This window comes from Ovoidimarina sediminis (genome assembly GCF_032586175.1).
GTDB lineage: Bacteria > Pseudomonadota > Alphaproteobacteria > Rhodobacterales > Rhodobacteraceae > Ovoidimarina > Ovoidimarina sediminis.
Genome location: NZ_JAWHTE010000031.1, coordinates 18,914 through 35,089 on the forward strand (window position 1 = coordinate 18,914; position 16,176 = coordinate 35,089).

Consider the following 16,176-nt stretch of genomic DNA (forward strand, 5'->3'; position numbering starts at 1 on the left):
CCTGCCAGGGAGGACAGCCATGCGCACGCAAGTCTGTATCATCGGCGGGGGGCCATCGGGGCTTCTTCTGTCGCAGCTTCTGCACCGGTCGGGCGTCGACACGGTGGTGCTGGAACGCCAGTCGCGGGAGTATGTGCTGGGCCGGATCCGGGCGGGCGTTCTGGAATGGGGATCGGTCGAGACGCTGCGCGCCGCGGGCGTGGGCGCGCGGATGGACAGGGATGGCGATCCGCATACCGGGATCGAGCTTGCCGCCCGGAACCGGGGCTTCCGGATCGACCTGGAGGCTTTCACCGGCAAGCGCGTGATGGTGTATGGCCAGACCGAGATTACCGCCGATCTTTATGCCGCGCGGGATGCGATGGGAGGCGTGGTGATCGACCGGGCCGAAGGCGTGACGCTTCATGATCTGGACCGCGACGCGCCTTACGTGACCTACCGGCGGAACGGGACGGAGCACCGGATCGACTGCGACTTTGTCGCGGGCTGCGACGGGTTTCACGGGGTGAGCCGGAAGAGCATGCCCGCCAGCGTGCTGAAGGAATACGAACGGGTCTATCCTTTCGGCTGGCTGGGCGTCCTGTCGGAGACACCGCCGGCGACAAAGGAAATCCTTTATGCCAACCACGAGCGCGGCTTTGCGCTGTGTTCGATGCGGAACCCCAGCCTCAGCCGCTATTACATCCAGGTGCCGCTTGACGAAAAAGCGGAGAACTGGAGCGATGAGGCGTTCTGGGACGAGCTGCGGCGCCGCCTGCCCCCCGATATCGCGGACGGGATGGTGACGGGCCCGTCGGTGGAGAAATCGGTGGCGCCGTTGCGTTCCTTCGTGGCCGAGCCGATGCAGTGGGGCCGCCTGTTCCTTGTCGGTGACGCGGCCCATATCGTACCGCCCACCGGGGCGAAGGGGCTGAACCTTGCGGTGGGCGACGTGCATTACCTGTGGAAGGCGCTGGAGGCGGAATACGGCGGCTATGCGGGCGCGGTGCGCGGCTATTCCGACCGGGCGCTGGCGCGCGTGTGGAACGCGATGCGGTTTTCGTGGTCTTTCACGATGACGATGCATCGCTTTCCCGAGCAAACCGGGTACGATCAGCGCATGCAGGAGACCGAGATCTCCTATCTGGAACAGTCGGACAGCGCCCAGCGCGTGCTGGCCGAGCAATATGTGGGGCTGCCCTATTGAAGATCGCACGGCTTGACGGAATCGACCTTCACTATCGCGAGGACGGGGATCCGGGCGGCGCTCCGGTGGTGTTTGCCAATTCGCTTGGCACGGATCTCAGGCTTTGGGACGAGGTGGTGGCGCGTCTGCCCGAGGGGCTGCGCCTGATCCGCTATGACAAGCGGGGCCATGGCCTGTCGGCCTGCCCGCCCGCGCCTTACAAGATGGGCACGCTTGTCACCGATGCCGAGCGGCTGATGGATCATCTCGACGTCACGGGGGCCGTTTTCGTGGGCCTGTCGATCGGGGGGATGATCGCGCAGGGCCTGGCGGTGAAGCGGATGGATCTGGTGCGGGCGATGGTGATCTCGAACACCGCCGCGAAGATCGGCACCGCGGATATGTGGCAGGACCGGATCGACGCGGTGCGCGCGGGCGGGATCGCCGCCCTGTCGGACGCCATTCTGGAGCGCTGGTTTTCGAAGCCGTTCCGCGCGGGCGAGGAGCTGATCGCCTGGCGCCACATGCTCGAACGTCAGCCCGCGGAAGGGTACATGGGCTGTTCTGCGGCGATCGCGGGGACGGATCTGATGGAACCGACCTCGGGCCTCAGGCTGCCGACGCTGGCGATCGCGGGAAGCGAGGATGGCTCCACCCCGCCCGATCTGGTGCGGGAAACGGTGGATCTGATCCCGGGTTCGCGGTTTCACCTGATCCGGGGGGCGGGGCATCTGCCCTGCGTCGAGACGCCGGACGCGTATGCCGAGGCGCTGACGGGATTTCTGAAGGAGGTGGGCCATGTCTGAGCGGTATGAACGCGGCATGGCGGTGCGCCGGAAGGTTCTGGGCGACGCGCATGTCGACCGGGCGGAGGCCGCCAAGACCGAATTCGACGAGGCGTTTCAGGGCCTTATCACGGAAGCGGCCTGGGGCACCGTCTGGGCCTCTGACCGGATCAGCGACCGGGAGCGTTCCATGCTGACGCTGGCGCTTCTGGCGGCGCTGGGGAATTTCGAGGAGATCCCCATGCATATCCGCGCCACCGCGCGGACCGGGGCCACGAAACAGGATGTGCTGGAGGCGTTTCAGCACGTGGCGATCTATGCAGGCGTGCCGCGCGCGAACCGGGCGCTGGCGATCGCGAAAGCGACCTATGCCGAGATGGAAGACGGCGACGGGTGATGGCGTGCCGTTGCCTTCGGGGCGTGGCGCTTCGCCGGGCGGCCCGCTAATCTGCCTGAAAACGAAGGAAGGCCCATGACGAAACCCTGCATCATCTGTGTCGCGATCACCGGTTCGGTGCCGCAGAAATCCGACAACCCCGCCGTGCCGATCACCGTCGCGGAACAGGTGGAATCGACCCACGCGGCCTTCGAGGCTGGGGCGTCGATCGCCCATTGCCACGTGCGGATGGACGATGGCACGCCGACCTCGGACCCCGAACGCTTCGCCCGCTTGAAGGAAGGGATCGAGGCCCATTGCCCCGGCATGATCGTGCAGCTGTCGACAGGCGGACGATCGGGCGCGGGGCAGGCCCGGGGCGGGATGCTGCCGCTCAGGCCCGACATGGCCTCGCTGTCGGTGGGATCGAACAACTTTCCCACAAGGGTCTACGAGAACCCGCCCGATCTGGTGGACTGGCTGGCCTCGGAGATGATCCGCTACGACGTGAAGCCCGAGATCGAGGCCTTCGACCTGAGCCACATCTTCCAGGCCGTGAAGCTTGCGGGCGACGGGCGGCTGAAGGGCCCGCTTTACGTGCAGTTCGTGATGGGGGTGAAGAACGCGATGCCGGCGGACCGGCCGAGTTTCGATTTCTTCCGCGAGACGCTCGCACGGATCGCGCCAGATGCGGAGTGGTGCGCCGCGGGCGTGGGCCCGGCGCAGATCACCGTGAACGAGTGGTGCATCACCACGGGCGGGCATTGCCGGACCGGGCTGGAAGACAACATCCGGCTGGATCGCGACACGCTCGCGCCGTCGAACGCCGCGCTGGTCGCGCGGACCGTGGCGCTTTGCGAGAAATACGAGCGCCCCGTGGCGAGCCCCGCCGAGGCGCGGCAGATCCTCGGGCTCAGGGCCGCCTGATGCCGGCCACGCCGCTCGACAGCGCGCTTTATGCCGATCTGATGGGCGACCCTGGTGTCGCGCATCTGTTCGGCGACAGTGCGGAGGTGCGGGCGATGCTTCTCGTGCTCGGCGCGCTGGCGGAGGCGCAGGGGGCCGCGGGGATCATCCCCGAGACGAGCGCGGCGGCGATCAAGCGGGCGAGCCACGAGGTGCAGATCGATCCCGCCGGGCTGTCGGCGGCGACGGGCGCGAACGCGGTGCCGGTGCCCGCGCTGGTCGCCGCGTTCCGCGCGGCGATGAACGCGCCCGAGCACGCGCAATACATCCATTGGGGCGCGACGAGCCAGGATATCATGGACACCGCCCTTGTCCTGCGGCTGCGTCAGGTGCTGGCGATCGCGGAGATGCGGCTGGTGGCCGTGATCCGGGCGCTGGGCGATCTGGCCGGGGCGCATGCCGACCTGCCGATGACGGGGCGCACCTATGGGCAGGCGGCGGTGCCCACGAGTTTCGGGGCCCTGGTGGCCAGTTGGGGCGCGCCGCTTCTGGGATATCACGCGAAACTGACGGTGGTGCGCGAGGATCTTCTGCATGTGAGCCTGTCGGGCGCGGCAGGCACGCTTTCGGTTCTGGGCGACAAGGGCCCCGAGGTGCGCGCGACGCTGGCCCGGGCGCTGAAGCTGAAGGATCCGGGTGCAAGCTGGCACACGACGCGGGATACGGTTGCGGGCTTCGGGGGCTGGGCCACCGGGGTTCTGGGCGCGCTGGGCAAGATGGGGGAGGATCTGATCCTTCTAACACAAAGCGGGATCGGGGAGGTTGCGCTGAAGGGCACTGGCGCCTCGTCGACCATGCCGCAGAAGGCGAACCCGGTGGCGCCGTCGGTGCTGTCGGCGCTGGCGCGGCTGTCGATCGGGCTGAACGCCGCGCTTCAAGGCGCCGCTCTGCACCGTCAGCAGCGCGACGGGGCGGCCTGGATGACCGAATGGCTGACCCTGCCGCAGATCGCCGTGGCGCTGGGGCGCGGGCTGACCACCGCCGGAGAGATGGTGCCGGGGATCGCGCCGGTGCCGGGCGCGATGGCGCGGAACCTCGACGCGACCGGCGGGGCCGTCTTTGCCGAGGCGCTGAGTTTCGCACTGACCGCCCACATGGCGCGCCCCGAGGCGCAGGCTGAGGCGAAGGCGCTGGCCGCGGAGGCGCGGGACAGCGGGCGGAGCCTTGAAGAGGTTGCGGGGGTGGCGCATCCCGACCTGCCGGCAGATCTGTTCGACGCGCGCGCCGCGCTGGGCCAGGCCCCGGCAGAGGCCCGGGGTTTCGCGGCGGCGGCGGCCGCGCTCAAAGCCCCGGAGGGCTGATGCGGGAGCAGCGTCTGCCCCTGACCGTCATCCTTCTTACCCTGATGATCGACGCGATGGGGATCGGCCTGATCATCCCGGTCATGCCCGCCCTGATACAGGAGGTCGACGGAGGCACGCTGGGCGAGGCCGCCGTCTGGGGCGGGATCCTGACCAGCGTTTTCGCGGTGATGCAATTCGCCTGCGCGCCGATGCTGGGCAGCCTGTCGGACAGGTTCGGGCGGCGGCTTGTGCTTCTTGTGTCGCTGGCGGTGATGGCCGCCGATTACCTGGTGATGGCGGTGGCGGGAACGATCTGGCTTCTGCTGGCGGGCCGGATCGTGGCGGGCATCGCCTCGGCCACGAGCGCGGTAGGATATGCCTATATCGCCGATATCTCGAAACCCGAGGAAAAGGCGGGGCGGTTCGGGCTGATCGGTGCGGCCTTCGGGATCGGGTTCGTGATCGGGCCGCTGATCGGCGGGGCGCTGGGCGAACTTGGGACGCGCGCGCCGTTCTATGCCGCTGCCGGGCTTGCCGCGCTCAACTTCACGCTTGGCTTCTTCGTTCTGCCCGAGACGGTGACCGGCGCCACGCGCCGGCGGTTTCAGTGGTCGCGGGCCAATCCCTTCGGCTCCTTCGCCGCGCTGAACCGGATGCCGGGAATCGGACGGCTGATCCTGCTGTTCTTCCTCTACCAGGTTGCGTTCATGGTCTATCCCGCCGTCTGGGCCTATTTCACAGAGGCCCGGTTCGGCTGGGATCCCGCAATGATCGGCCTGTCGCTTGGATCCTTCGGGATCGCGATGGCCGTTGTGCAGGGCGGGTTGATCCGGCTGATCCTGAAGCGGTTCGGCGACCGGGCGACGGTGACCTTCGGGATCGGGTTCAACGCCTGCGCCTTCCTCGCGCTCGCGCCGGTGGCGAACGGCACGCTGGCGCTGATTTTGACGCCATTGACCGCGATCGGGGCGGTGGTGACGCCCGCCCTGCAGGGGATGCTGTCGCGACGGGTGGCGGACGACGCGCAGGGCGAGTTGCAAGGGGTGCTGACATCGGCCACATCGCTGGCGCTGATCCTGTCGCCGCTCGCGATGACGTGGATCTTCTTTGCGTTTACGGGCGGGGGGATGCCCGTTTACCTGCCCGGCGCGCCGTTCCTTCTGTCCATGCTGTTGATGGGGGTCTGCGCGGTTGTGTTCGCGGGGCAGGCCCCGGCGGAGCGGGCGGACAGGGTGTGACGAGGTGGTGAAAGCGGGGCGTTAGCCGAGCCGTGTCAGCCAGGATTCGATCGTATCCCTGAGCGCGTCTGCCTCTTCCTTCAAACTCACGTGGAAATCAGACCACTGGTCGGCCCCCATTTCCTTCGCCTCGGCGATCCGCGAGGTCAGCGCATCGCGCCGCGACTCGAGTTGCCTGAGATCCGCCAGCGCCGCGACCTTGCCGGAGACATCCGAGGTTTCGAAATGCCGCCTGGTGCGCGCGATGCCCTGGTCGACGATGTTGAGCTGTTGTTCGAGATAGTCGATGTAGTCAGCCACGTCCTGCTCCTCCTATTTCCGGAAGGTTTGCGCCTTGATGACGTCGAGACCTCCCTACATGCGCCGGTATGAGATCGACCCGGACGGTATCACTCCGACCGTCCCGATGGTTGATCCGGATCAGTCCGCGGCGCCTTGGGGCACGCACACTGCCATTCCGGATACCGTCAGTTTCGCAGGGCTGCGGTCTGGCCCTGCCCTTGCCGGCGACGCCCGGGACTGGCCGTCTGCGCCCAGAGCGCTGCCTTGCCAGAATTTGTCGCTTTCTGGCGGGCGGCCCGGCTCTGGGCATGGGCACCGTCCGGCGAAAGGCTGACAGGAGATCCCCCATGACGACCATCCGCGCCGCAATCTGCCGCGCTTTCGGAGAGCCGCTGTCGGTGGAAGAGGTTACGCTGCGCCCACCCGCCCAGGGCGAGGTGGAAGTGACGCTGGAGGCGGTCGCGATCTGTCATTCCGATATCTCCTATGCCGAGGGGATCTGGGGCGGCGTTCTTCCTGCCGTCTATGGCCACGAGGCGGTGGGGCGGGTGAGCGCGGCGGGGCCAGGCGTTCAGGGCCTTGCGCCGGGCGCGCGGGTGGTGGCGACGCTGATCAAGGCCTGCGGGCATTGCGCCTGCTGCGGCGCGGGGCGGCCGGTGGCCTGCGAGGGGCCGCGTGCCGAGGCCGGGCCGATGACGGATACAAGCGGCGCGGCCCTTGCCGAGCCCCTGCAGATCGGGGCCTTCGCCGAGCGCATCGTCGTGGATCAGAGCCAGGTGGTTGCGGTGCCCGAGGAGATGCCCGCCGAGGCCGCCGCCCTTCTGGCCTGCGGTGTCATCACCGGCGTCGGGGCCGCGGTGAATGCCGCCAAGCTGCGCGCCGGCGAGGACGTGGTGGTGATCGGCGCCGGAGGTGTCGGGCTGAACGCCATCCAGGGCGCGCGGATCGCGGGCGCGCGGCGGATCGTGGCGGTCGACATGACGGAGGCGAAGCTTGAGGACGCGCGCGCCTTCGGAGCGACCGACGGGGTGCTGGCGACGAAACCCGAACCGTGGACGGCGGCGAAGGAGCTTCTCGGACGGCGCGCCGATGCGGTTTTCGTGACCGTGGGCGCGGTCAGGGCCTTTACCGAGGCGCCCAACTACCTCGCCGCCGGGGGGCGGGTGATCATGGTGGGTATGCCCGCCGTCGGCGCGATCGTGGAATACGAGCCGGTGAACCTTGCCGCGCTGGGACAGAGCCTGATCGGCTCGAAGATGGGCGACAGCGTCATCGCGCGGGATATTCCGTGGCTCGTGGATCTTTACGGGCAGGGGCGGCTGAAGCTGGATGAGCTGGTCTCGAACCGCTGGACGCTCGACCAGATCAACGAGGCCTTCGCCGACACGAAGGCGGGCGCGGCGCGCCGGAACGTGATCGTGTTCTGAGGCCGCGGGCGCCCGCGCCGGCGCATTGCCCTTGATTCCATGCCGGGTTTTCCCGCTGATGGGCGAAGCCCGTTCCCGAACCGAAGGCCCCTGCCCCATGATACTCCAGGATCTCGACATCATCGTCACCGCGCCCCCGGCGCCCGGCTGGGGCGGGCGTTACTGGATCCTCGTCAAGGTGACGACGGCGGACGGGATCACGGGCTGGGGCGAATGCTATGCAAGCACCATCGGCCCCGAGGCGATGGTGCCCGTCATTCGCGATGTCTTCGCGCGGCACATGGCGGGGCAAAGTGCCGAGGATATCGAGCTGATGTTCCGCCGCGCCTATTCCTCGGGGTTCACCCAGCGGCCGGATCTGACCGTGATGGGCGCGTTTTCGGGGCTTGAAATCGCCTGCTGGGATATCCTCGGCAAGGCGCGGGGGCGGCCGGTCTGGGCGCTTCTGGGCGGGCGGATGAACGAGCGGATCCGGGCCTATACCTACCTTTACCCCCTGCCCCACCACCCCCTGCCCGCGTTCTGGGTCGATGCCGAGATGGCGGCGGAGGCGGCGGCGGATTGCGTTGCGCGCGGCTATACGGCCGTGAAGTTCGATCCGGCGGGGCCCTACACGATCCGGGGCGGGCATATGCCGGCGATGCGCGATATCTCGCGATCGGCCGCCTTCTGCGCGGCGATCCGCGAGGCGGTAGGCGACCGGGCCGATCTTCTCTTCGGCACGCACGGGCAGTTCACCCCTGCAGGTGCGATACGGATGGCGCAGGCAATCGCGCCATATTCGCCGCTCTGGTTCGAGGAGCCGGTGCCGCCCGATGACATGGAGGCCCTCGCGCGGGTCGCGGCGGGCCAGCCGGTGCCGGTGGCCACCGGAGAACGGCTGACGACGCTGGCCGAGTTTGGCGCAGCCCTGCGGGCGGGCGCCGCGATCCTGCAGCCGGCGCTGGGGCGCGCGGGCGGGATCTGGCAGGCGAAGAAGATCGCCGCGCTGGCGGAGGCCCATGGCGCGCAGATGGCGCCGCATCTTTACGCGGGCCCGGTGGAATGGGCGGCGAACCTGCATTTCGCCGCATCGATCCCGAACCTGCTGATCGCCGAGACGATCGAAACGCCGTTCCACGACGCGCTGATCGGCGGCGCGATCCGGGTGGAGGACGGGACGGTGGCGCTGGGCGACGCGCCGGGCCTCGGGATCGAGGTGGACGAGGCGCTGGCGCGCGCCCATCCCTATACCGGCGAGGGCCTTCATCTGGAGATGCAGGAGGCGCCCTGCGATTATGCCGACGAGAACGTGTTCGAAGGCGGCGCGCCGGCGCGGGAGGCGGAGTAGGCGGCTAGCCGCCCGGCGAAGCAGAAGCGCTTGCCCTGAGAAGCCGGGCGATCTGTTCGCGCCCTGCGCGTTCGGCCCAGTCGGCAGGCCGTTCGGGCACGTAATCCGACGTCAGGGCGCCCGCATCGGCCCCGTGTTCGAGCAGGAGCCGCACCACATCCTCGCTGCCAAGGGCGGCGGCGGTGTGAAGCGCGGTGACATCGAGCGTGCCTTTCGCGTTCACCTCCGCCCCGGCGGCGATCAGGATCTCCGCCACCTCGCGGGCCGCGTCATCCTCGCGCGAGACGGCCGTTTGAAGGGGGGAGAGACCCTCTTCGTCGAAGTAGTTCACCTCTACCCCTCGTGCGAGCATCCAGCGCACAGTTTCGGGCGCGCCCTCGCTGACCGCGGTGTTGAGCCAGGTGCGGCACAGGAACCTGTCCTTGCGCGCGGGAAAGCCCTCGATCTCGGCGGCCAGTGCGGAGAGCGCGGACGCGTCGCCGCCCTTTATCGCGTCGTAGCCGCGTTCGAATTCGGCCAGTGCGGCGGGATCGACCGCGTCGGACTGGCCCGTGATGAGTTTGCGAAGCGGCAGGAAGATCAGCGTGAGCGGGATCGCGACAATCGTCACGACCGCAAGCAGCACCATGATGATGCCGCGCGCAATAAGACCCAAAAGCCTGCCGATCTGGGCTAAAATGGCGTGCCCCCTACAATCGCTGTTCCCGCGCCGCGCGACCAATAACGCGGCATTCGGGGGGAAATTTAGAGCGGGAACGGCGCGAATGTAAGGGGGCTGTCGCGCCGGGCGGTTCATCCCGGGCGCCGGCACCGCTATAGTCGCACCCCATGGGTGTGGTGACGTCCCTCTTCGTGACGAAAATGGTAGCGGCGGCGGGAGATGCCGTGGACGGCGCGGCCCTGCTTCGAACGGTGGGGATCGATCCCGCGGGCGCGGTCGATCCTGCCGCGATGGTGGCCGATCACGCCTATTACGATCTTCTGGAGCGGATCGCGGGCCAGACCGACGCGACGGAATTGCCGCTGCGCACCGGGGCGTCGATGCGCTGCGACGATTACGGGGCGCTGGGGCTGGCGTTCAAGACCGCGCCGACGCTGGGGGGATCCTACGGAAGGGTGGCGCGCTATGCGCGGCTCTGGACGTCGGTGGTGGACTATACGCTTGAGCCCGCGGCCGAGGGTGTGTGGTTTCACCTGCACCGGGCCGGGGCGCGGCGGCTTGGGCTGCGCCTGTCGAACGAGGCGACGCTGGCCAGCGCGATCAGCATCGCGCGCGAGGTGGCGACGGGCCCCGTGGTGCCGCTGGCGGTGCATGCGCGCCACGACGCGCCCGCGCGGATCGACGCGCACCGGCGCTATTTCGGCTGCGACGTAACCTTCGGATCGGATCGCGATGCGATCCTGTTCGCGTCCGAGACGCTCGATCGCCCCAACCGGCTGGGCGACGAAGGGCTGACCGCCTATCTCACCGGCCTGCTTGATGCCGCGATCGGGGATCTGCCGGGGCGCGCGACCCTGCGCGAGGAAGTGCGGGACTGGGTGACGCGGGATCTGAGCGAGGGCGCGCCCAGGATGGAGGATATCGCGCGGCGCATGGGGCTGAGCGTCAGGTCGCTGCACCGGCGGCTTGCGGCAGAGGGCCTGAGCTTTCAGGACGTGCTGGCCGAGACGCGGCGCGATGTGGCCGCGGGGCTGTTGCGGGAGGGGCGCTATGGCCTGGCCGAGATCGCGTTTCTGACCGGCTTCGCCGAGCAAAGCGCCTTCACCCGCGCGTTCAAGCGCTGGACGGGGCGGACCCCGGCGGCATACCGGCGCGAGGCGGGCGGCGGCTGACCGGACCGGTCAAGGGTTTGGCCGAAACGGCCAATACCCCGCGCCACGCCCTGCCTTATCCCGTGGGCCATCGCAACGCTTACGGGAGAGAACCCCATGTCAGACCATCCGATCCTCATCATCGGCGCGACCGGCAAGACCGGATCGCGCATCCGCGCGCGGCTGATCGCGCAGGGCCACGCCGTGCGCGACGGCAGCCGCCGCGCCCCGATCCCCTTCGACTGGGAGGAGGAGGCCACCTGGGCACCCGCGCTCGACGGCGTGGGCGCGGCCTATATCAGCTATTTCCCCGATCTCGCCATTCCCGGCGCGGTGGGCCGGGTCGCACGGCTGAGCGAAGCGGCCCGGGTTGCCGGTGTCGGGCGGCTTGTGCTGCTGTCGGGCCGGGGCGAACATCACGCACGGCTTGGCGAAGAAGCGGTGCGCGCCTCTGGCGTGCCCGCGACGCTGGTGCGCGCGGCGTGGTTCGCGCAGAACTTCAGCGAGGGCTACCTGCGCGACCCGATCCTTGCAGGGGTGTTGCCGATGCCGGGCGATGGCGTGCGGGAGCCGATCATCGATGCCGACGATATCGCGGATGTGGCCGTGGCCGCGCTGACCGGCGCGGGCCATGCGGGCAAGCTTTACGAAGTGACGGGGCCCCGGCTTCTGTCTTTCGAGGAAATGGCCGCGATCCTATCGGAGGCGACGGGCCGCACGGTGCGCTACCAGCCGATCAGCTTGGAGATGTTCCACGACAGCGTGGCGCGGAGCGCCGGGCCGGCGATTGCCGATATCCTGACCGCGATCGCGCGCGAAACGCTGGACGGGCGGAACGCGCATCTCGAGGATGGCGTCGAGGCCGCGCTGGGCCGCGCGCCTCGGGATTTCGCCGATTTCGCGCGGCGCGCGGCCGAGGCGGGCGCCTGGGCGCGCGCGGCCTGAGGCGGGGAGGACGGACCATGGAGATCTGGACCACACTTGCCATGCAGGCCGTGGCACTTGCCTTCGCCGTGACGGGGGGCATGTTCCTCGCGTTTTCCGATTTCATCATGCGCGCGCTCGGGGCGACCCCGGGTGCGGGCGGGCTCGCCGCGATGCAGGAGATCAACCGCGCTGTGTTCCGCTGGGTGTTCATGACGCTGTTTTTGGGGCTCGTGCCGGTGTCGCTTCTGCTTCTGGGGCTCGGGCTCTGGGCGGTCGGCGGGACGCCCGGGGGGCTGATGGCGGTTGCGGGGCTTGTCTATCTCGCGGGCGTCTTCGGGGTGACAGCGGCCCGGAACGTGCCGATGAACACCGCGCTGGACAGGTTTGCGGCCCAGTCGGCGGAAGGGGCGGCCTACTGGCGCGAGACCTACCTGCCGAAATGGACCGGGTGGAACAGCGTGCGCGCGGTCGCCTCGATCCTGTCGTCCGGGCTGATGCTGGCGGCGGGTGCGGCGCTGAGCGCGGGCTGAGCCGGCGGGCCGCCGGGGCCGCGGGCCTCAGGTGGCCCGGCGCACCTTGCGGACAGCGCCCAGTCGGTGAATTCCGCTTCCGACATCGGGCACCCGGAATAGCAGCCCAGAAACACATCTGGTGCCGAGCGACGAGAGCGCGGTGGCGCCGATATTGTGGGCCATCTTGATCAGGCCCTTCACGAGGTTTCGGCGTTCCCCGTCCTGGTCGATCCGCCGACCGAGAGAACGCCAAGCTGAGCCATGCGTCCGCCAGCACCGCCCCGCCGCCGACGCTGTGCACGACCGTGGCTCCCACGAAATCGAGGACGCCCATGGCCTGAAGCCAGCCTTCGTCGGCCGACAGGATGCCGCCGGCACCGACCCAGTGCCCGACCACCGGGTAGACGAGCGGCGCGAGGATCGCGGAGACGAGGATGTAGCTCACATACCTCTCCCGCTCCGCCACCGCGCCAGAAACGATGGTGGCCGCCGTGGCCGCGAAGGCGAGCTGGAAGAAGAAAAGCGCCGCAGGATTGCCCGTCGCATTGTCGATCGCCGGGGTGAAGCCCGTTGTGCCCCCCCCCCCCCGGGCTTGCGCCGACCACGATGCCGAAGCCCGCAAGCCAGTAGACAGTGACCACGACGCAGATGTCGCTGAGATTCTTCAGCGCGATATTGGCCGCGTTCCTCGCGCGCACCGTTCCCGCCTCGAGGCAGAGGAACCCGCATTGAAGATCCAGCACGATAAGCGCGCAGAGAATGATCCAGATCTCGCTGAGCTCGGACACGGAACAGACGGATCCCGGCGATTTTCCGGCCCGGCCTTGAGGTTGAGCCTGCTAATCCTTCTTGAAGGGCGGTGGCGCGGTGCGCGCCCGGAGTGTCACCCAGAGTGCCGCAGCGACGACGAGGGCCGCACCGAGGGCGAAGGACGGCGCAGGCACCTCGCCGAAGACCATGACACCCACGCAGACCGAGAGGACGAGGCTGAGGTAGCTCAGAACCGACAGAAACCCCGCCCCGCCGAGGTAATGCGCGCGCAGGAAACAAAGCTGGGCCGCCTGCGCGAAACAGCCGACGAGGAGGAGGGGCAGCGCGTGGCCCGGGGCGATGGGCACCCAGCCCCAAAGCGCGAAGGGGGCGGAGAAGAGCGTTAGCCCCGCGGTGTAGAAGGCCATGAGCACGATGGGCGGCGCCTCCTTCAGCCGCCGGGTCGCGACGACGGCGCCGGAGCCGGAGACGACGACGATGCCGAGCGCCGCGAGCCCCCAGTTCCACGACACCGCCCCCGGGTTGACCGCGATCACCACGCCCAGAAGCGCGATGCCTGCGGCGATCCAGCGGCGCAGGCCGATGGTTTCGCCGAGGAGCAGCGCGGCCAGAACCATCGTGACGAGGGGCCGGGTGAAGCCGATGGCGGTGAAGAGCGCGAGCGGCACGCGGGCGATGGCGAAGAAGCTGGCCGAGAGGGTGACGACCGAGAGACCGACGCGGAGGAGGTGGAGCCGGGCATCGGGGATTTCGCGGAAGAGCGCCCGGCCCCGCCAGATCAGGGGCGCAATCAGGATGAGCCCGACGAGCGCGCGCAGGCACACGATCTGTGTCGAGGGATAGCCCGCGCCGAGCCATTTCACGATGGAAAGCGCCCATATGTTCAGAGACATATCCGCGATGAGCCAGGCGCCGCCCCTGAGGTTGTCGCGGTCGCCCCGGCCGCTCACGCGCGCCGGTCGACGAGGTTCGCCATCAGGCGGAAGGCGCCGGGCACGAGATGCTCCATCTGGTGATGAAGGATGAGCGAGGTGTGCACGTGCCGCCCCTGCCCCACATCGGCGACCAGAAGCGCGCCCCGGTGCGGGGCCTCGCCCGGATCGGCCATTTCAAGAAGCGGCGTATAGGCCGCATCCCAGCGTTTCGCGAAGTAGAGGCCGCGTTCCTTGACCCAGTCCGCCCAATCCTCCGGCCCGATCCGGTTCGGGTGGTCGAGGATCGGATGATCGGCGAGGTGGCGGATGCCGGCGGTTTCATCGGTCACGCGGAAGCGCAGCGAGGGCTGGCCGATTTCCAGGGGATATGGCGGGGTCTGTTCCGGATCCCAGTTGTCCCACGGCCGGTGGTAGAGCGTGACGAGCGTGCCGCCCGCGCGGACCCAGCGGTGCAGGCGGGGCATCGCCTCGGCAAGCCCCGGGCGGAACCTGAGGGCAAAGATGCCGATAACGATGGTGTCGAGCGCTGCAAGCGTGGCGTCGCTCAGAAGATCGGCGTCGGTGAGATCGGTGACATTCGCGCCCATGGCGGCGAGCCAGTGGCCGACCCTGTCGTTCCCCGCGCCGGCATAGCCGATGCGCACATCGGGCACCGCCGCGTCCAGAACGCGAAGGCGCAGCGTCGCGGGCCGGGACCGGGCGGTGGGCGCGATATGGGGATAGGCGATGCGGCGGACCGTGTGGGCCGGGGTGCCGTTCAGGCGAAGGGGCAGCTCGTAAAGGCCGGGGGCGGCACTTTTGGGGGGCGTCAGCGTCAGGGTGTCGCCGGTTTGCAGGGCGGCCCAGCCCGCGGGCAGGTCGAGCGTGGGCGTGGCGGCCTCGGGGCGGATATCGGTGACGCGGATCGTGAGCGGCCGGGGGGCTTGCGTGAGGTTGAGGATCAACGCCTCGGGCGTGATTGCGGCGGTTTCTGCAGGCAGAACCAGGGGTTCGGTGTCGAACGAGACACGGGCCGAGGCGGTGCCTGCGGGCGTCGGCAGGGAGAGGACGAGCGCAGGCGCGGGCGGATCGGCGGGATCGTAGCGGTCGCGGTAGGGATCGGAGGGCGCGGCATCGGCGGTGATCGTGAGTGTGCCGCCGTCTGCCTGCCAGCCGGCAGGGAGATCGAGGGCGGGCGCCTCGCCCGGGCCTGCTTCGAGCGTGAGCGCCGCGGCTTCGCCGGGCCGGAGAAAGGGATCCGCCACCCGGGCGCGGGCGTCGGAGCCGCGGGCGTGGCGGAGGGCCTGAGCCAGTTGGGTGCGCTTCGCCTCGAGCCGGTGGAGGAGATCCGGCGCGAGGGCCGCGGGGCAATCGGCGATGGCGCGGGCCACGGCGTCATGCGCGGTGCCAAGCGCATCGGCCACCGCCTCGAAGGCCGGGAAGGCCCCGAGCGCGGTGTCGATGGCCGCCTGCGCCGCGCGGAGGGGATCGGCGATGGGCGCGGCACCATCCAGCGCGGCAAGATCGGCAAGGGTGCGGGGGAGGCCAGCGAAAAGCGCCGTGTCCGGCCCCGGCACGTGGCTTTCGGCGAGGTGGAGCGGCCAGTCGCGCGCCTCGTCCGGCGCGGGCCAGCGGCCCATGCCTTGCGTGCGGTGGAAGGCGCGGGACATCTGGCCCGCGTGCGCCCATGTCCAGCCCGTCATGCTGTCGCGACCGGCCCCGTCGATCGTCAACGTCGCGGGCGGGGGCGGTGCGTCGTCGTCATAGGCGCGCCCTGCCCCGGACCAGGCCGGGAGGTAGAGCTTCTTCACCTGCCAGGGCGGCAGGTTGGAGGGAACGCCGGGATCGGCCGCCGCCGCCATCACCTGGTGGGCCGCGCGCGTCATCGCCCGGTGATGCCCGTGCTGCCCGCCGATATCGAGGAAGGTGGGACACAGGATATCGGGCCGGTCGGTGCGCACGATCTCGACGAAGCGGGCGAGCGTGCGCTCTTCCCCCCAGCGCGCGAGCGTTTCCTCGCCGCTTTTCGAAAAGCCGAAATCGGTGATCGGATCGTCGGGGCCGTCGGAATGCCAGTACATGCGCATGCCGAGGATGTCGCAGGCCCGCTCCATCTCGCGGGTGCGGAGCGTGCCGAGATCGGCGCCCGCCTCTGTCCCGATGTCGTTCTGGCCGCCCTCGCCCCGGGTCGAGCAGGCGTAGGAGAGGTTGATCCCGTCGCGGAACGCGAGCGCCGCGAGCATGTCGGAGGTTTCATCATCGGGATGCGCGCCCGACTGCATGAAGCGGATCACCGTGGCGAGGGGGCGCAGCGCGCGCCAGAGTTCGCTGATCCGCGGGCGGGCACGGGCATCATCGAGGAGGGACTGATCCTGGGTCGGCATGAAC

The 16,176-nt window shown here is 69.3% G+C and carries 16 protein-coding genes and 2 pseudogenes; 11 read left to right on the forward strand and 7 right to left on the reverse strand.

Annotation, left to right across the window (positions count from 1 at the left end):
- Window positions 1-19: 19 nt before the first annotated feature.
- The 6 genes from pobA to RXV90_RS22790 all read left to right on the forward strand — a co-directional run bounded on the left by pobA (window position 20) and on the right by RXV90_RS22790 (window position 5,813).
- Window positions 20-1,186 (forward strand): 4-hydroxybenzoate 3-monooxygenase, encoded by a 1,167-nt coding sequence (gene pobA, locus RXV90_RS22765; RefSeq protein WP_316652169.1) that lies wholly within the window; start codon window positions 20-22, stop codon window positions 1,184-1,186.
- On the forward strand, window positions 1,183-1,971 hold the full coding sequence (gene pcaD / locus RXV90_RS22770; RefSeq protein ID WP_316652171.1) for a 3-oxoadipate enol-lactonase: 789 nt from the start codon (window positions 1,183-1,185) through the stop codon (window positions 1,969-1,971). Before pobA ends, pcaD begins: the two co-directional genes overlap by 4 nt.
- Entirely contained in the window at window positions 1,964-2,347 is a 384-nt protein-coding gene (gene pcaC / locus RXV90_RS22775) for a 4-carboxymuconolactone decarboxylase (protein ID WP_316652173.1), read from the forward strand. Before pcaD ends, pcaC begins: the two co-directional genes overlap by 8 nt.
- Before the next feature lie 75 nt (window positions 2,348-2,422).
- Window positions 2,423-3,253, forward strand: coding sequence for a beta-keto acid cleavage family enzyme (locus RXV90_RS22780; protein WP_316652175.1), 831 nt, complete (start codon window positions 2,423-2,425; stop codon window positions 3,251-3,253).
- Window positions 3,253-4,593 carry a lyase family protein gene (locus tag RXV90_RS22785; protein ID WP_316652177.1) on the forward strand — a complete coding sequence of 447 codons (1,341 nt, stop codon included), beginning with the start codon at window positions 3,253-3,255 and terminating at the stop codon, window positions 4,591-4,593. The genes RXV90_RS22780 and RXV90_RS22785 overlap by 1 nt, the downstream gene beginning before the upstream one ends.
- The gene (locus RXV90_RS22790) at window positions 4,593-5,813 is read left to right on the forward strand and encodes a TCR/Tet family MFS transporter (RefSeq protein ID WP_316652179.1); all 1,221 of its coding nucleotides are present in this window, start codon (window positions 4,593-4,595) and stop codon (window positions 5,811-5,813) included. The genes RXV90_RS22785 and RXV90_RS22790 overlap by 1 nt, the downstream gene beginning before the upstream one ends.
- A gap of 21 nt (window positions 5,814-5,834) precedes the next feature.
- On the opposite strand, the gene RXV90_RS22795 is transcribed toward RXV90_RS22790, so the two are convergent.
- Window positions 5,835-6,113, reverse strand: a complete 279-nt coding sequence (locus RXV90_RS22795) for a hypothetical protein (RefSeq protein WP_316652181.1) — start codon at window positions 6,111-6,113, stop codon at window positions 5,835-5,837.
- 329 nt (window positions 6,114-6,442) lie between these two features.
- Between RXV90_RS22795 and RXV90_RS22800 the strand changes: the two genes are divergently transcribed.
- Together RXV90_RS22800 and RXV90_RS22805 are read left to right on the forward strand one after the other, a co-directional pair.
- The gene (locus tag RXV90_RS22800) at window positions 6,443-7,522 is read left to right on the forward strand and encodes a zinc-binding dehydrogenase (RefSeq protein WP_316652183.1); all 1,080 of its coding nucleotides are present in this window, start codon (window positions 6,443-6,445) and stop codon (window positions 7,520-7,522) included.
- Window positions 7,523-7,619: 97 nt separating this feature from the next.
- Window positions 7,620-8,852, forward strand: a complete 1,233-nt coding sequence (locus tag RXV90_RS22805; RefSeq protein ID WP_316652185.1) for a mandelate racemase/muconate lactonizing enzyme family protein — start codon at window positions 7,620-7,622, stop codon at window positions 8,850-8,852.
- Window positions 8,853-8,856: 4 nt separating this feature from the next.
- On the opposite strand, the gene RXV90_RS22810 is transcribed toward RXV90_RS22805, so the two are convergent.
- Window positions 8,857-9,507 carry an ankyrin repeat domain-containing protein gene (locus tag RXV90_RS22810; RefSeq protein ID WP_316652188.1) on the reverse strand — a complete coding sequence of 217 codons (651 nt, stop codon included), beginning with the start codon at window positions 9,505-9,507 and terminating at the stop codon, window positions 8,857-8,859.
- Window positions 9,508-9,680: 173 nt separating this feature from the next.
- On the opposite strand from RXV90_RS22810, the gene RXV90_RS22815 reads away from it, so the two are divergent.
- From RXV90_RS22815 to RXV90_RS22825, 3 genes are all read left to right on the forward strand, one after another.
- On the forward strand, window positions 9,681-10,685 hold the full coding sequence (locus RXV90_RS22815; protein ID WP_316652190.1) for an AraC family transcriptional regulator: 1,005 nt from the start codon (window positions 9,681-9,683) through the stop codon (window positions 10,683-10,685).
- Between the two features lie 96 nt (window positions 10,686-10,781).
- Window positions 10,782-11,609 (forward strand): NmrA family NAD(P)-binding protein, encoded by an 828-nt coding sequence (locus RXV90_RS22820; RefSeq protein ID WP_316652194.1) that lies wholly within the window; start codon window positions 10,782-10,784, stop codon window positions 11,607-11,609.
- A gap of 17 nt (window positions 11,610-11,626) precedes the next feature.
- A complete protein-coding gene (locus RXV90_RS22825; RefSeq protein WP_316652196.1) occupies window positions 11,627-12,121 on the forward strand; it encodes an anthrone oxygenase family protein in 495 nt (164 codons plus the stop codon).
- 27 nt (window positions 12,122-12,148) lie between these two features.
- On the opposite strand, the gene RXV90_RS22830 is transcribed toward RXV90_RS22825, so the two are convergent.
- From RXV90_RS22830 to RXV90_RS22850, 5 genes and pseudogenes are all read right to left on the reverse strand, one after another.
- Complete coding sequence (locus tag RXV90_RS22830) at window positions 12,149-12,304, reverse strand: hypothetical protein (protein WP_316652198.1); 156 nt, start codon at window positions 12,302-12,304, stop codon at window positions 12,149-12,151.
- A gap of 115 nt (window positions 12,305-12,419) precedes the next feature.
- Window positions 12,420-12,725 (reverse strand): annotated as a pseudogene (locus RXV90_RS22835) (diguanylate cyclase); the annotation flags it as partial.
- A gap of 13 nt (window positions 12,726-12,738) precedes the next feature.
- Window positions 12,739-12,891, reverse strand: a pseudogene (locus RXV90_RS22840) (hypothetical protein); the annotation flags it as partial.
- A gap of 51 nt (window positions 12,892-12,942) precedes the next feature.
- Window positions 12,943-13,824 carry a DMT family transporter gene (locus RXV90_RS22845; protein ID WP_316652199.1) on the reverse strand — a complete coding sequence of 294 codons (882 nt, stop codon included), beginning with the start codon at window positions 13,822-13,824 and terminating at the stop codon, window positions 12,943-12,945.
- Window positions 13,821-16,172 (reverse strand): PIG-L family deacetylase, encoded by a 2,352-nt coding sequence (locus RXV90_RS22850; RefSeq protein ID WP_316652200.1) that lies wholly within the window; start codon window positions 16,170-16,172, stop codon window positions 13,821-13,823. Before RXV90_RS22850 ends, RXV90_RS22845 begins: the two co-directional genes overlap by 4 nt.
- Window positions 16,173-16,176: the final 4 nt, after the last annotated feature.

What these genes read in the sequence shown, in the direction of transcription:
- pobA (WP_316652169.1), top strand. Translation starts at nt 20, where the DNA reads ATGCGCACGCAAGTCTGTATCATCGGCGGGGGGCCATCGGGGCTTCTT.
- pcaC (WP_316652173.1), top strand. Translation starts at nt 1,964, where the DNA reads ATGTCTGAGCGGTATGAACGCGGCATGGCGGTGCGCCGGAAGGTTCTG.
- RXV90_RS22780 (WP_316652175.1), top strand. Translation starts at nt 2,423, where the DNA reads ATGACGAAACCCTGCATCATCTGTGTCGCGATCACCGGTTCGGTGCCG.
- RXV90_RS22785 (WP_316652177.1), top strand. Translation starts at nt 3,253, where the DNA reads ATGCCGGCCACGCCGCTCGACAGCGCGCTTTATGCCGATCTGATGGGC.
- RXV90_RS22790 (WP_316652179.1), top strand. Translation starts at nt 4,593, where the DNA reads ATGCGGGAGCAGCGTCTGCCCCTGACCGTCATCCTTCTTACCCTGATG.
- RXV90_RS22800 (WP_316652183.1), top strand. Translation starts at nt 6,443, where the DNA reads ATGACGACCATCCGCGCCGCAATCTGCCGCGCTTTCGGAGAGCCGCTG.
- RXV90_RS22805 (WP_316652185.1), top strand. Translation starts at nt 7,620, where the DNA reads ATGATACTCCAGGATCTCGACATCATCGTCACCGCGCCCCCGGCGCCC.
- RXV90_RS22815 (WP_316652190.1), top strand. Translation starts at nt 9,681, where the DNA reads ATGGGTGTGGTGACGTCCCTCTTCGTGACGAAAATGGTAGCGGCGGCG.
- RXV90_RS22820 (WP_316652194.1), top strand. Translation starts at nt 10,782, where the DNA reads ATGTCAGACCATCCGATCCTCATCATCGGCGCGACCGGCAAGACCGGA.
- RXV90_RS22825 (WP_316652196.1), top strand. Translation starts at nt 11,627, where the DNA reads ATGGAGATCTGGACCACACTTGCCATGCAGGCCGTGGCACTTGCCTTC.
- RXV90_RS22850 (WP_316652200.1), bottom strand. Translation starts at nt 16,172, where the DNA reads ATGCCGACCCAGGATCAGTCCCTCCTCGATGATGCCCGTGCCCGCCCG.